This window comes from Pseudonocardia oroxyli (assembly GCF_900102195.1).
In the GTDB taxonomy this organism is placed as follows: Bacteria; Actinomycetota; Actinomycetes; order Mycobacteriales; family Pseudonocardiaceae; genus Pseudonocardia; species Pseudonocardia oroxyli.
Window position 1 is genome coordinate 1 of the sequence record NZ_FNBE01000037.1, and the last position, 13325, is coordinate 13325.

Sequence of the window (13325 nt, forward strand, 5' to 3'; positions counted from 1 at the left end):
ACATCACCGAGGCCGTCGAGTTGCTCGCTGCGCTCGCCCGACCCTGGCCAAGACGGTGGCCGTGATCACCGCGAAGGCCTTCGTGATCCTCGACGGGACGCCGCTGCGGATCGACCGGGTCGGGATGGGCTCGAGACGAGACCGCCCCTACTACTCAGGGAGACACAAGGCCCACGGGAAAACCGTGCAGGTCATCGCGGACCGGCCGGCAGGTTGGTGTGGGCTTCACCCGCACTTCCGGGCGCTCGGCACGACATGGGCGCCGCGCGCGACCACGGCATCCTCGACGCCCTGACCTACGCTCGCGTGAAGGTGATCGCGGACAACGGCTACCGCGGGTCCGGGTTCGAGGTCCCGCAGCGCCGGCGACCGAAGGACCCCGAGACCGGCAAGCGCCGCAAGCTCTCCCGTGACCAGCGCGACGTGAACACCGCGCACGCCCGTCAACGCGGCCCCGGCGAGCGCGCGAACGCCCAGCTCAAGACCTGGCGAGTGCTCCGCAAGATCCGCTGCTGCCCACGCCGGGTCACCGACTTGGTCAAGGCAGTCCTGGGCCTCATCCACGTCAGCTGACGCCAAGTGGAAAGGCCTCACTGTTCAAATAGTACTGATGCGGCTCGTTCGGCAAGAGCTGCTTCGTCGTCGGCGCTCCGAGCTCCGGATACGCCAACCCCACCAATGATTTGGCCGTCATCGACAAGGGGGACACCGCCGCCGTACGGGATGAAGCGATCAATCCGGCTAACACCTACGGCAAAAGCGGCATCTCCCAGCGCAATGCTGTTCCATTGCTGGGTTGGCAATTTGAGCCCGACTGCAGTGTAGGCCTTGTCGCAGGCGAGCTGAATCGACTGCGGTGCGGCGCCATCCATTCGGGCGAGCGCGACGAGCTGACTGCCTGCGTCGACCACGGCAATTACGGCGGGGTGTCCGTTATCTCTGGCCACGGTGACACCGGCATCGACTATGCGGTGCGCGAGATCGTACGTAATGCTGGGGATGAGCCTAATCGACCCATTGGACATTGTGATTGGGCTCCAAGCGTGCGTAGGGTGAGTGCGAATACAGACAGCACGAGATCGACGATGGTGGCTACCGATGGTGTCGCCAGATCGACGTCGCTTGCGACTGAGGCTGCGATGGGGGCTTTTCGCGGACTCACTTGGGGAAGTCGCGAATAGCAAATCCGTCCGGAAGCAGAACGTCTGAAGGAATGAGGTCGTGCACTGACGGCTTGCCGAGGCCCAGGAGGGTCTCGTGAATGCCGTCGTGCAGGGCAGCCAGGATCTGAGTCACGCCTCGTTCGCCGCCGGCGGCAAGAGCCATGAGATAGGGACGGCCGATCATGACGGCCTTGGCGCCGAGGGCGAGGGCCTTGACGACGTCGGTGCCGCGACGAATGCCCCCGTCCATGACCACCTCGACCTGGCTCCCGACCGCGTCGACGACCGCAGGAAGAGCGCGTATGGAGGCCGGAGTGGTGTCGAGGTTGTTGCCGCCGTGGTTGGACACGGAGATCGCGGTGGCACCGATATCGACAGCGTGGCGCGCATCGTCCGGATGCATGACACCTTTCACCATGAATGGCCGGTCATTGCCCCAGATCTGGCGGAGCCACCTGATCTCCTCCCACGTTGGTGGCGGAGTGGAGGCGAGCAGCGTGAAGACACTCGACAATGGTGGTGACGCGGCGTCACCGGCGGACCGTGCGTTGGGAGCTTCCAGCCTGGGGAGCCCACCGCTCTTGAGGAATCGCCAGACCCAGCCGGGACGGCGGAGGCCTTCCGGGGCATTGCTGAGGATGGTTCTCAGGCCCATGTTGGACGGAATCGGAGGACGCCCCCAGTCGGCCCGATGTGTCAATGCCCAGTCCAGCGTGACGGCCAGGGCAACAGCGCCGGCGGCTCGCGCTCGCTCCACTCGAGCCTCGATGTCCTCGTGCCGACCGAACCAATACAGCTGGAAGAAGGTCTTGTCGTTTGCATGCACGACATCCTCGATGGAGCGGCTGGCGAACGTGGACAGGCCTTGGAGAATTCCTGCCTTCTTAGCCGCTCGAGCCACCGCGACCTCGCCCGCAGGCTCGATCGCCTGCGTCCCGGTCGGAGAGATCACCACAGGCATCGCAACTTGCTGCCCCATGACCGTGGTGGATTGATCATGGTCTGCACCGAGATCGCCGAGTCGGGGAATAATACCGATCTGGTCGAACGCATCAGCATTACTCTCACGGGTTGTTCCACGCTCGACCCCGGCCAGTAAGGAGTAATAGACCGACGGAGGCAGCCGCCTCTTCGCGACGCGGTACGCCTCGGCGACGTTCTCCAGGTTCCTGCGTGACATCGCTACGCCCCCTCCATCTCCGCACGGCTCGCAGACCGGGCCGCGTCCGGTTTCCTACACCGAGTGTAGGAAACCGGACGCCGTAAAGCTAGAGTTCCTCCCTGCAGCGAGACACCAGACCGGATGGAGACACGATGGCTGCGCGGCGTGGGCGACCCGCCTCCATAGACCCGGGAGCGGTGGTTGCGACTGCGGTCGCACTGTTCTGTGACCAAGGTTACGCCGCTACCACGATGGAGCAGGTGGCTACAGCGGCCGGAATCTCCCGAAAGTCCTTGTTCACGTACTTTCCGTCGAAGAGTGATCTGATCTGGGACCGCCTAGCTCCCTACGTCGAGGACCTCAGGAATGATCTGTCCCGACAGGACGGACCCGAAGGGCTCGACGCGGCCGTTCACGCGATCGTCGAAGGCATCAGTCGGTGGCCCGAACAGCGCGACGTGTTCCGCCTCCACACCCGACTGGTCCTGACGGAGCCCGCCCTCGTCGACCTGGTAGAAGTTCGCAGTCGCCCCTGGCGATCCCAGCTAGCCGACTACCTATCGACCAGCCTGGGGGCGGGCTCTGCACTGCCGGAGGCGATGGCTTACGGCTGTTGGCGCGCCACCCTCCGCGGGCTCCAGCGCTGGCTGGACACCGACGACGACGCACCCACTTCTCATGTGAGCGCCGAGCTTCGCAGCCTACTGGTCGCTGCGGCCAGACTTGAGGCCTGCGACTACGTCCAGGCCTAGTACTCCAGCCGCACGAAGTGCGGCTGGAGTACTAGTACTGCAACGGCAGTTGGGCGTGTCGTGAGAGGGTTCAGTCTGGTTGGGCGGTGATGATCACCGTGTGGTTGATGTTGGCGGGTGGGTGGCCTCGTTGGACGCGGTGGTGGAGCTGATCTCGGGCCGGTTCCGTAGGGCCGAGCCCCGCCGGCAGGTCGGGACCTATCTGCGCGGGCTGCTGGCCGGTCTGGAGCGCAAGAACGGCTGGACGCTGGCCGGAGCATGCCGGGGCGGTGTCGCCGGACGGGATGCAGCGGCTGCTGCGGACCGCGGACTGGGATGTGGACGGTGTCCGTGACGACCTGCGCGGCTACGTGCTCGAGAACCTCGGCGACACCGCGTCCGGGGTGTTCGTGGTCGACGAGACCGGGTTCATCAAGAAGGGCCTGCGCTCAGCCGGGGTCCAGCGCCAGTTCACCGGCACCAGCGGGAAGATCGACAACTGCCAGCTCGGCGTCTTTCTGGCCTACGCCTCGGCCAAAGGTCGGGCGTTGATCGACCGGGAGCTCTACCTGCCGACCTCGTGGACCGAGGACCGCGAACGCTGTGCCCGTGCCGATGTCCCCGACGGTGTCGAGTTCGCGACGAAGCCACAGCTGGGGACGGCGATGCCCGCGCGCACAAGGCCGGGCAGCTGACGTCGGGCGTCGTGGGTGACCGCAGATGAGGCCTACGGACAGAACCCGGGCTTCCGGGAGTGGTTGGCCGAACGCGAGATCCCGTTCGTGCTCGCCACTCGCAACGACGAGCTGCTCAGCAGTCCGGACGGCAACCGCGGCCCCGCGAAGGTCCTTGCGACCATCGCCGGTGCGCGGGATCCCGACACGGGGCAGACCGGGTGGGAGCGGCGCTCGATCGGCCCGGGTGCGCACGGTGAGCGGGTCTATGACTGGACCGCGATCGCGCTGGCCACCGACGGCCTCCCCGAGGGCTGGGGGCACTGGCAGCTGGTCCGCCGCCAGACCACCGCGCCCGAGGGCAAGACGGTCCGTGAGCTGGCGTTCTACCGCTGCACCGCACCCGCCGACACCCCGCTGCGGGAGCTGGTCCGGGTGGCTGGCGCGCGGTGGGCGATCGAGGATTGCTTCCAGACCGCGAAGAACGAAGCCGGACTCGACCACTACCAGGTCCGGTCCTACCGGGCCTGGCACGCCCACATCACCCTCGCCATGCTCGCCGCCGCCTACCTCGCCGTCACCCGCGCCACCGAACATGGCCGCGAGGCCGAAAAGGGGGATCCAGCGCCGGCCGGCGCACGCTGATCCGATTGTCGGCCAACGAGATCCCCCGCCTCCTCGCCGCACTCGCCTTCGCCCCGCACGCCTGCCTCGACCACGTCATGCATTGGTCGCACTGGCGCCGCGAACGCCAACAACAGGCCCGCGACACTCACTACCGCAGACGCGGCGAGCGACCACCCGACTGATCAACTGCTGTTGCAGTACCAGGCGAGCAGCCCGCCCTCCTCGGTCAGGGCAAGCCCGCTACCGCGGGCCCGCCCCACGAGCTGCGCGACCAACCGCCCGTCGGGAACCTCCAGCCCAGCCGACGCCGCTGTCGACGAAGACGCCACCTGGTCAGCGTCCAACGCGTCAAGGTCGACAAGCTACTCAACAGCGAACTCGGTCACAACACGAGATGAAGCGGTACCAAGCCATCATCGCTGCCGGATATTTGACAGGCCGTCAGCCATTCAGGGCAATACAGGTCGCCGTGGAGAGCGCGACGCCGACCTCAGGGAGCGACGATTCTTTCGGTGATCGGAACAAAAAGACTCCCCAGCCGTTCGGTATCCATTGCTGGACTAATGTACATTCCACCAGCTATCGCTGCGTCGAGAGAGCGCATCGCCTCTGCCGGGTCCCCCTCGATTTCGCAGAGAGCAAGGTATCGGTGCCGCGGCATTTTAGGCGAGCGGGGCGTAGGACTCCATTCGAAGCGCTGCGCACTAACGAAACCCGACACTGCAGCAACATCGCGCAGATGCGTATTATTGTACCACTCTTCGTACTCTGCCTCCCGTCCTTCAACAGGGTTAGACTGGACCATATAAAGGCTCTTCGGCATTTGATTCACCAGATCATCTCGTATGGTTCGCCTGGGACCCCAGTCGCGTACCTGCAGGCTAGGCCTCGTAGCGACGAGCGTCAAGCACGTGTGCCGCTGTCACAGATTCGCACCGATCACATTACGATCGCCACAGCGAGCGTCCCGAGTCGAGACGCTGTTCCGGTGGCCCCAAAGGGAACTCTCTCAGGCATCCTGGCGGGGACATCGGAGCGGCATCGCCCGACCGGAGAAGATTGGAAATAGCGCTCGGTAGCTCGATGGCGAACGATCTCGACCATCATCGATTGCCTTTTCACCGAGGTGAAACGTTGAAGTCGGCGCAAGGTGCGCATCCCTGTTCGACGACATCGACTACTGCAACGCCGGTGGTACCCGAGGGATCGTGACCTCCATTCGGAAGGAGTGCTCCCGTCGACCCAGCAGCGCATGTCACCGAACGTTGAAGCGCAATGCTCCGTCGATGCGGATGGACTCGCCGTTGAGGTAGTCGTTCTCCACTATCTGCATCGCCAGCCGTGCATATTCGTCGGCGCGGCCCATACGCTTGGGGTTCGGCACCATCGGCCCAAACCGCTCTTCGGCCGCCTCGCTGTCGCCGTAGGCCGGGGTGAGGAAGACTCCGGGAACGATGACCATGGTTCGAATGCCCAGAGGGGCCAGATCCCGGGCCACGGTCAGGTTCATGCCGATGACCCCGCCCTTGGCTGCGGAGTAGTCGGACTGACCTGGCTGCCCTTCGAAGCCTGCGATGCTGGCGGTCGAGATGATCACACCACGTTGATTGGAGTCTGCCGGCTCGTTGGCTGCCATGGCTTCTGCCGCCTGGCTGAGCACGTTGAAGGTGCCACTGAGGAAGATGTCTACCGTTCGACGGAACGTCGACAACGGGTACCTTCTCCCCTCCCGGTTGAGGACCCGAGCAGACGCCACCGGTCCACCATGGACAATTACTGCGGCACGCAGCGGAGCGAGTTCGGTGGCGACAGCGACCGCCCTGGCGACCGACTCCTCGCTGAGAACGTCCGTCTCGACGAAGCGGACGCTGTCCCCCAGCTCTTCCGCCAGCTTCTTACCCTTCTCTCCGGCGAGGTCGGCGACGACTACTTTGGCCCCGACTGCAGCGAGGCGGCGTACCGTCGCTTCGCCGAAACCTCCGGCCCCTCCCGTCACCAGGGTGGATGCGCTGGACAAGTCCATCAGGCGTGCTCCTCGGCGTCGTAGTCCGCCACACGTCCAGTCGGGGAGACGTGGCGCAACTCCTTCGATGCTTACCGTAAGGTGTTCTACACTGGGCTGTGGACCGGTGGAAGCCCTAGCGATGAGTGGTACGTCAAGTCCCGCCCGATGTACGGAGCGGCCTGCCATGTGTGACTGCCCATGTATCCGTCAGTGAGGTGCCATGCCCGACGCTGTGATTATTAGTGCTGCCCGTACCGCAATCGGGACAGCCCGGAAGGGAACCCTCGCGGACACCCCTCCCGAGGAGATGGCCAAGATCGTACTAGCCGAGACGCTGCAGCGCTCCGGCATCGATCGCCAGCTTCTTGACGATGTGATATTCGCCGAGTCCTCCTACGGCGGGGGGGCGGTCGCACGCCACGCCGCGGTCGAGGTCGGCCTCCTGCACGTCGCGGGCCAGGCGGTGAATCGGCATTGCGCCGGCAGCGTGACCGCTGTCGGGATCGCCGCCGGTCAGATTGCGGCTGGAATGGACCGAGCCGTCGTCGCCGGTGGCGTGCAGTCCACGTCGCTCAAGCCTCGCCTACAGCGCCGTGTGCCTGGCACCGACGACGAGTTCGTGAGTTGGTACCCGCCCACCCATCCCGACAGCGTCGAGGCGCCTAACCTCGACATGTCGATAAGCGTTGGTTGGAACACCGCCCGGGAAGCGGGCATCAGTCGGGAGGAGCAGGACGCCTGGGCCCTGCGGTCGCACGAGCGGGCGGTCGCCGCGATCGACGCCGGGATCTTCCGCGAGGAGATCGTTCCAGTGAAGGCGCTGCAGAAGGATGGCAGCTATGTCGACTTCTCCATTGATGAGCATCCTCGCCGCGGGCTCACCGCGGAAAAGATGGCGTCACTGAAGGTTCTTCATCCCGAGGTCGAGGGATTCTCGATCACTGCGGGCAACTCCAGCGGCCTCAACGACGCGGCGGCAGCCCTCACCCTGGTCAGCGGCGAGCTTGCTCGTGATGAGGGTCTCGAGCCCATGGCCACAGTGCGTTCCTGGGCCTCGGCAGGCATCGACCCGCGACTCATGGGTATGGCGCCGCTGCAGGCGATCCCGAAGGTCCTCGAGCGCGCAGGCGTCAAGCTGTCGGACATCGCAGTCTGGGAGATCAACGAGGCCTTCGCTTCCGTGCCCATCGCAGCGTGCAAGATCTTGGGGATCGATGAGGACACCGTCAATATCCACGGTAGCGGTTGCAGTCTCGGCCATCCGGTTGCCGCCACAGGGGCTCGAATGATCGCCACTCTCGCCAACGACCTCCGGCGTCGTGGCGGCGGCCTAGGCATCGCAACGATGTGCGCTGGCGGTGGGCAGGGCGGTGCCATCTTGATCGAAGTGTAGTTCCCGGGGTTCCCACGGCGGCTCGCGCGGCAGGACGAGCCACTGAGCCCTTTCCACTTGGCTTCAGGCGGCGAGGCTGACGACCAGGACTGTCTTGACCAGATCGCTCGCTCGTCCTGGGCAGCAGCAGATCTTGTCTAAGACGCGCCAGGCCTTGAGCACGGCGTTGGCGCGCTCGCCCGGCCGGCGCTGACGGGCGTGCGCGGAGTTCGCGTCGCGCTGGTTGCGGGAGAGCTTGCGTCGCTTGCCCGTCTCGGGGTCCTTGGGGCGTCGCCGTTGTGGGACCTCGAACCTGGACTCGCGGTGGCCGTTGTCGGCGATCACCTTCATCTGCCCTGCCGGAGGGCGTCGAGGATGCCGTGCTCACGGGCGGCTCCCATGTCGTGGGGTGCGCCGGGTAGCACGGCCGACGCTCACACCAACCTGCCGGCCGGGTCGGAGATGACCTGCACGCTCGCCCCGTGGCACTTGTGTCTGCCCGAGTAGTACGGGCGGTCGCGTCCCGAGCCCATCCCGACCCCGGTCGATGCGCAGCAGAGTGCCGTCGAGAATCACGAACGCCTTGGCCTTGATGACTGCCATCGGTGTGGCCAGGGTGGGGGGCGAGCGCGGCGAGGACCTCGATCGCCTCGGTGATGTAACGGAAGACGGTGGTCGTGCCAGTGCCGTACCGGCGGCGAGCTCGGCGTAGGTGTCGCCCTCGCACAGGTGCGCCGGCACGAGCACGGCCTGGTCACCGGCGGAGAGCCGCCGCCAGCGGGTGCCGACCTTCGCCCGGCGGCTGCGGAGCGCGTCGGACAGCGTGATGAAGAATGGATAGGGCTCACTGTCGACACCGTGGGTCGTCGTTGCCCCTCCCACCCCGCAGGCCGAGGGACATAAGTGGTAGCCCAAGCCGGCTCGGGGAGACGATTAGCGTCTCGTTCGACAACGTCCGGTCCAGCTTTCGCTTGACCTACGTTGCTGAGCATGTGCTCCTCGCGAGGAGCACATGCTCAGGGGGTCCATGATCTCGCGCACATGATCAAAAACCTTTGCCCGGCCACTACCCCGAGCTCGGGTGCCGCTCCCTCATCGCGAAATCGCGGACCCTGGGTCCTCGCCGTTGGGTGGGCCCGCCGGCTCACGAGTATCCTCGACGCCTGCACGCCCTTGCAGCTCGCTGCCATCGCACTCAGTACGGCCGTCGCAGTCCTCGCGGCCGCATTCCATCGTGAGAGTCGCGGATCGAGTTGAGGCAGGTCGCTTCCAGGAGGCGTGTTGTCCGTGATCCTGGCGGCGCGGTCTCGAGTGCGCTGTCATGGCGCTCCAGTACGCAGCTCGACGACAGGCCATGCGCCTCCGCCGTCACCTCGTCGCCGTCATGCAGTGCCCCCGTACAGGCAACGCTTTCTGATCTCCACTCGCTGCAAAACGTGCTTCGACACGCAGAGGTCGACCCACCGGGGTCACGCGCCGATGGTCGACACTCAGGTTGAGCAGTATGCGCGATCGGGCGACGGGTGTTGGCGACCCGCTCGATAACGTCGTCGAAGAGCAGGGGAATCACACCTCCGTGCACCGCGCCGTTACCGCCGATGCAAACGTAGTGAAGGTGACCGACGGCATTCATCGTGTCGCCGTTCGAGTTCACATCGGCTATCTGAGGACCAAGAGCGCGTGTGGACGTGGTGCGTCGCAGGTCTTCCCAGGTCGGCGGATCATCGTTGCGCATGCGGTGCCCCTCGAGCAGGGTCGCGGCTCGGTCGAGGAGCGCGTTCACCTCGTCAATGGTCTCCGGCGGAGTCTAGGTGCCGACCAGGCTGCCGTGGATGCGGCGGACCTCTGCAAACCAACCGGACGCGACGAGGATCGACAGTAACGGATCCGGTCTGGAAGGCAGACACGACCGCCGTTATCAAGGCTCCCATACCCTCGGGGATCACATACGGTTACCTCCTGGAAGGAGGGCATCCGCCTGTTACTCGGGTCCACTGCACGAGGCGCCGACGGGGGCCGGCCTGCGTTCAGTCCGAGGATGGAAGCTGCTTGGCCGACTTCACGGACAACTCCCGCCCCGCAAACATCAGCGGCCCGGCACCCGGGGCGGTGCAGAGCACCTCGACGCCGCTCTCGGCGTCGGCGTAGCGCTTGCCCAGCTGCAACTGCACATGCTCGCCCGACTGCAACTCCGGTGTCACGGGCTCGGTGGTCATGACCCCGCCAGCGCAGACGAACTCGCCACTGCCGGAGCCGAGCCTGACCACGATGACCTCGGCAGTGGAGGTGTGGGTGCGAAGACGATTACCGACCTTGTAGGTCAACGCTGTTCTCCTTGCCATCATGCATACGATCGAGCGCCATCGCTCCCGTCTGCACGGAGCGTGACGACAGGCTGCACATGCCGAGCGAGTGCCCCGACAGGCTTACCGTATAGCACTGGCGGACCTGGTCAAGCCCTCACGAATCGACGAGTGGACGCCGGGCGGCCGCCTCTGACAGAGGACGATGTCGCCGACGACCGTGTCCCCCTCTCGGCGGCCGGGACCGGACCCGCCAGCTTGCATCCCTAGCTAATCGAAACCTATACGGTAACCTGCCTCAGAGAGCCGCTGAGCCGCGAACAGCTGTCTGTCGAGCGTGCGGCAGCTCCACCTCAGTCCGCTGATCCACCCGCCAATCCCTACTCCTTCGGAGGACATCGTGACCGACGGCGCGACCCTGTACATCGACGGCAAATGGACCGGCGCAGCGGACGGTGCAGTGTTTGAAGTCCAGGACCCGAGCAGTGACGTTGCTTTCGGCGTCGCCTCCGCCGGTGGCGCGGCGGACGCCCGGGCAGCACTGAACGCGGCAACGGCAGCTCTCCCGGCCTGGTCACGGACGACCGCGTATGAGCGCTCTGAGATCCTGGTCCGCGCTCACAGACTACTCAATGAACGCGCGGAGGCACTCGCCCAGTTGATGACTCGTGAGCAGGGCAAACCCCTTCGTATGGCTCGTGCCGAGGTTCGCTACGCAGGTGATTTCCTGCTTTGGTTCGCCGAGGAGGCCAAGCGGGTCTACGGCATGACCATCCCCTCTGCCCGCGCCGACCAGCGTTTCACCGTGTTGCGACAGCCGGTCGGGGTGGTAGCGGCGATCACTCCGTGGAACTACCCGATCTCGATGATCACCCGAAAGGTCGCGCCTGCCATCGCTGCAGGCTGCACGACTGTGCTCAAGCCGGCTGAGCAGACTCCTCTGTGCGCCGTCGCCGTCTTCGAAATTCTCCATGAGGCGGGCCTCCCCGCTGGCGTCGCCAATCTCGTCACCGCGGCGGATCCCGCGCCCGTGTCCGACGTATGGCTTGATGCCCCCGCGGTCCGCAAGCTGACCTTCACCGGTTCGACCGAGGTGGGCAAACACCTGGCTGCACGCGCCGCTGGAAGCATGAAGCGGGTATCGATGGAGCTCGGGGGTCACGCCCCGTTCCTCGTCTTCGACGACGCGGACGTCGAGCACGCCGCTAAGGGTGCAGCTCTAGTGAAGTACCTCAACACCGGCCAAGCTTGCATTTGTCCGAACAGGATCTATGTGCAGCGACCGAACGTGGAGGCGTTCACCGAACTCTTCACGACGCGCGTCGCGAAGCTCAAGGTCGGGGCCGGGACCACCGACGGGGTCACCGTTGGCCCATTGATCGACGGGGCCGCGATGCAGAAGATGCAGCGTCAGGTCGAGGACGCCGTCGCGAAGGGTGCCCGTCTGCTGACTGGTGGCTCTCCGGTGCGGCCCGAGGGATTGACGGGCCAGAACTTCTTCGCTCCCACGGTGATTGCAGACGTGACCCCGGAGATGCTCATCTACCGCGAGGAGACCTTCGGCCCGATCGCGGCGATCATTGGCTTTGACGACGAGAGCCAAGCAGTGACGATGGCCAACGACACCCATTACGGCCTTGCCTCCTACGTGTACACGGATGATCTCCGTCGGGCCACTCGGGTGACTGAGGCGCTGCGCTTCGGGATGGTCGGACTCAATGACATCAATCCGACTTCTGCCGCCGCACCCTTCGGCGGTGTCGGCGAGAGCGGCACTGGCCGGGAGGGCGGCCCCACCGGCATCGATGAGTACCTCGACGTGAAGGTGATCGGAGCCGCGGTCTGACGTTGCACGGCGCCGTCCGGGCAGGGGCCCTGGCCTCACACATCGAAGCACGCTCCCCTGCCGGATCGCCTCGACGGGAGGTCCACCCTCATCACCCGGGTGGCGGCACGCGCGCGACCGCCATCCTGTGACAGGGTCGGTACCGGATCGTGTCCCGGAACTGTGCATGATGGGGCGGACCCGCACGACGATCAACGAGGACGACCGATGGCGTTAGACCTCACCATGGCTGAGTCCGTCAGCGGGCGGACCACGGTCTCTTGGGATCCCGGCAGGGCGATCCTGTATGCACTCGCGGTGGGAGCGGGAGGAGAGGACCCCGAGACCGAGTTGGAGTTCACGACGGACAATACCGTCGGCTTGGAGCAGGCCGTCCTCCCGACCTTCCCGCTGGCTCTCGAAACAGAGACGAATGTCCCCTGGAGCGGGATGAAGGCAGGCAGCCTCTTGCACGCGGGGCGCTCGCTCACCGTCCACTCGGAGATACCTCCGAAGGGCGAAGCCGTTGTGAAGTCTGGCGTCGGCAAGATTTACGACAAGGGCAACAGTGCCCTCGTCGAGATGTGGCACACAATGAGCGATACTTCGGGGCGTCTACTCGCCGTCATTGAGGCTCAGGTGCTCCTTCGCGACCAGGGCGGCTTCGGTGGCGGCCGAGGGGTGACCGACCGCTGGCAGCTGCCGGACCGAAAGCCAGATGCGGTGGTAGAGCAAGCAACCATGCCCTGGCAAGCTCTGCTGTACCGGCTGTCCAACGGCCACCAAGGGCACCTCAGCCCACTGCATACGGACCCAGAGTATGCGAGCCAGATTGGGTTCAAACGACCACCTGTGCAGGGAGACTGCACTTTTGGGTTCGCAGGCCGCGCGCTTCTCCAGACAGTTCTTGGGGGAGATCCTTCCATGTTCGGCTCAATGGCCGCCCGATTCGTCGAGCCCGTGATACCCGGGGATGTTCTCCGAACATCCATCTGGGACGAGGGAGAGCAGATCCTCTTCGTCACACGGACAGGAAAGGACGTCCTCGTCCTTGACCGCGGAGTCGCGGCGCGGCGTTCTCAAAGCTAGGTCCAGGAAGGTTGGGGACCTCGTGTCCTGCGTCTGAAGTTCGCTGAATATCGATAGGCTGTCGGTCGTGCCGAACAAGCAGGGGCGGCCGGTGGCCGAGCTGAACCTGTCCGACGAGGAGCGGGAGACGTTGAACCGTTGGGCTCGGCGGGCGAAGTCATCGCAGGCCCTGGCGCTGCGCAGCCGGATCGTGCTGGCCGCGGCCGAGGGCGAGTCGAACAAGGCGATCGCGGCCAGGCTGGGCTGTCACGCGGTGACGGTCGGGAAATGGCGGGCCCGGTTCGCGAAGGTCGGCCTGGACGGCCTGCTCGACGAGCCGCGCCCGGGCGCGCCGCGGAAGATCACTGACGATCAGGTCGAAGCCGTCGTGGTGT

At 65.5% G+C, this 13325-nt stretch carries 12 protein-coding genes and 3 pseudogenes; 9 read left to right on the top strand and 6 right to left on the bottom strand.

Features of this window, described 5'->3' with window-relative positions; genetic code table 11:
- Together BLS43_RS31540 and BLS43_RS31545 are read left to right on the top strand one after the other, a co-directional pair.
- Positions 1-295 (top strand): annotated as a pseudogene (locus BLS43_RS31540) (hypothetical protein); the annotation flags it as partial.
- The gene (locus BLS43_RS31545) at positions 256-573 is read left to right on the top strand and encodes a transposase family protein (protein ID WP_245707880.1); all 318 of its coding nucleotides are present in this window, start codon (positions 256-258) and stop codon (positions 571-573) included. The pseudogene BLS43_RS31540 and the gene BLS43_RS31545, both read left to right, overlap by 40 nt.
- Positions 574-590: 17 nt before the next feature.
- On the opposite strand, the gene BLS43_RS28790 is transcribed toward BLS43_RS31545, so the two are convergent.
- The gene (locus tag BLS43_RS28790) at positions 591-1025 is read right to left on the bottom strand and encodes a GlcG/HbpS family heme-binding protein (RefSeq protein ID WP_093089861.1); all 435 of its coding nucleotides are present in this window, start codon (positions 1023-1025) and stop codon (positions 591-593) included.
- 133 nt (positions 1026-1158) lie between these two features.
- Positions 1159-2343 carry a pre-mycofactocin synthase MftD gene (gene mftD, locus BLS43_RS28795; RefSeq protein ID WP_093089862.1) on the bottom strand — a complete coding sequence of 395 codons (1185 nt, stop codon included), beginning with the start codon at positions 2341-2343 and terminating at the stop codon, positions 1159-1161.
- A gap of 134 nt (positions 2344-2477) precedes the next feature.
- Between mftD and BLS43_RS28800 the strand changes: the two genes are divergently transcribed.
- Together BLS43_RS28800 and BLS43_RS28805 are read left to right on the top strand one after the other, a co-directional pair.
- Entirely contained in the window at positions 2478-3077 is a 600-nt protein-coding gene (locus BLS43_RS28800) for a TetR/AcrR family transcriptional regulator (RefSeq protein WP_093089863.1), read from the top strand.
- A 79-nt stretch (positions 3078-3156) separates the two neighbouring features.
- Positions 3157-4375 (top strand): annotated as a pseudogene (locus BLS43_RS28805) (IS701 family transposase).
- Positions 4376-4539: 164 nt separating this feature from the next.
- On the opposite strand, the gene BLS43_RS30380 reads toward BLS43_RS28805, so the two are convergent.
- Positions 4540-4686 carry a hypothetical protein gene (locus tag BLS43_RS30380; protein ID WP_176921631.1) on the bottom strand — a complete coding sequence of 49 codons (147 nt, stop codon included), beginning with the start codon at positions 4684-4686 and terminating at the stop codon, positions 4540-4542.
- Between the two features lie 926 nt (positions 4687-5612).
- Positions 5613-6380, bottom strand: a complete 768-nt coding sequence (locus tag BLS43_RS28810) for an SDR family NAD(P)-dependent oxidoreductase (protein WP_093089864.1) — start codon at positions 6378-6380, stop codon at positions 5613-5615.
- A gap of 202 nt (positions 6381-6582) precedes the next feature.
- On the opposite strand from BLS43_RS28810, the gene BLS43_RS28815 reads away from it, so the two are divergent.
- The gene (locus BLS43_RS28815) at positions 6583-7755 is read left to right on the top strand and encodes a thiolase family protein (RefSeq protein WP_093089865.1); all 1173 of its coding nucleotides are present in this window, start codon (positions 6583-6585) and stop codon (positions 7753-7755) included.
- A gap of 63 nt (positions 7756-7818) precedes the next feature.
- Here the strand turns inward: BLS43_RS28815 and BLS43_RS28820 are convergent.
- Positions 7819-8562: pseudogene (locus tag BLS43_RS28820) on the bottom strand (transposase family protein).
- Between the two features lie 676 nt (positions 8563-9238).
- Here BLS43_RS28820 and BLS43_RS29755 point away from each other — a divergent pair.
- Entirely contained in the window at positions 9239-9616 is a 378-nt protein-coding gene (locus BLS43_RS29755; RefSeq protein WP_143030290.1) for a hypothetical protein, read from the top strand.
- 145 nt (positions 9617-9761) lie between these two features.
- Here BLS43_RS29755 and BLS43_RS28825 read toward each other — a convergent pair whose 3' ends face one another.
- The gene (locus BLS43_RS28825) at positions 9762-10058 is read right to left on the bottom strand and encodes a hypothetical protein (RefSeq protein ID WP_093089867.1); all 297 of its coding nucleotides are present in this window, start codon (positions 10056-10058) and stop codon (positions 9762-9764) included.
- Between the two features lie 379 nt (positions 10059-10437).
- On the opposite strand from BLS43_RS28825, the gene BLS43_RS28830 reads away from it, so the two are divergent.
- The 3 genes from BLS43_RS28830 to BLS43_RS28840 form a co-directional block, all read left to right on the top strand.
- Positions 10438-11883, top strand: coding sequence for an NAD-dependent succinate-semialdehyde dehydrogenase (locus tag BLS43_RS28830; protein WP_245707909.1), 1446 nt, complete (start codon positions 10438-10440; stop codon positions 11881-11883).
- A 207-nt stretch (positions 11884-12090) separates the two neighbouring features.
- Complete coding sequence (locus tag BLS43_RS28835; RefSeq protein ID WP_093089866.1) at positions 12091-12951, top strand: MaoC family dehydratase; 861 nt, start codon at positions 12091-12093, stop codon at positions 12949-12951.
- Between the two features lie 91 nt (positions 12952-13042).
- A partial coding sequence (locus BLS43_RS28840; protein WP_218130056.1) for a helix-turn-helix domain-containing protein occupies positions 13043-13325 on the top strand: 283 nt, incomplete at its 3' end.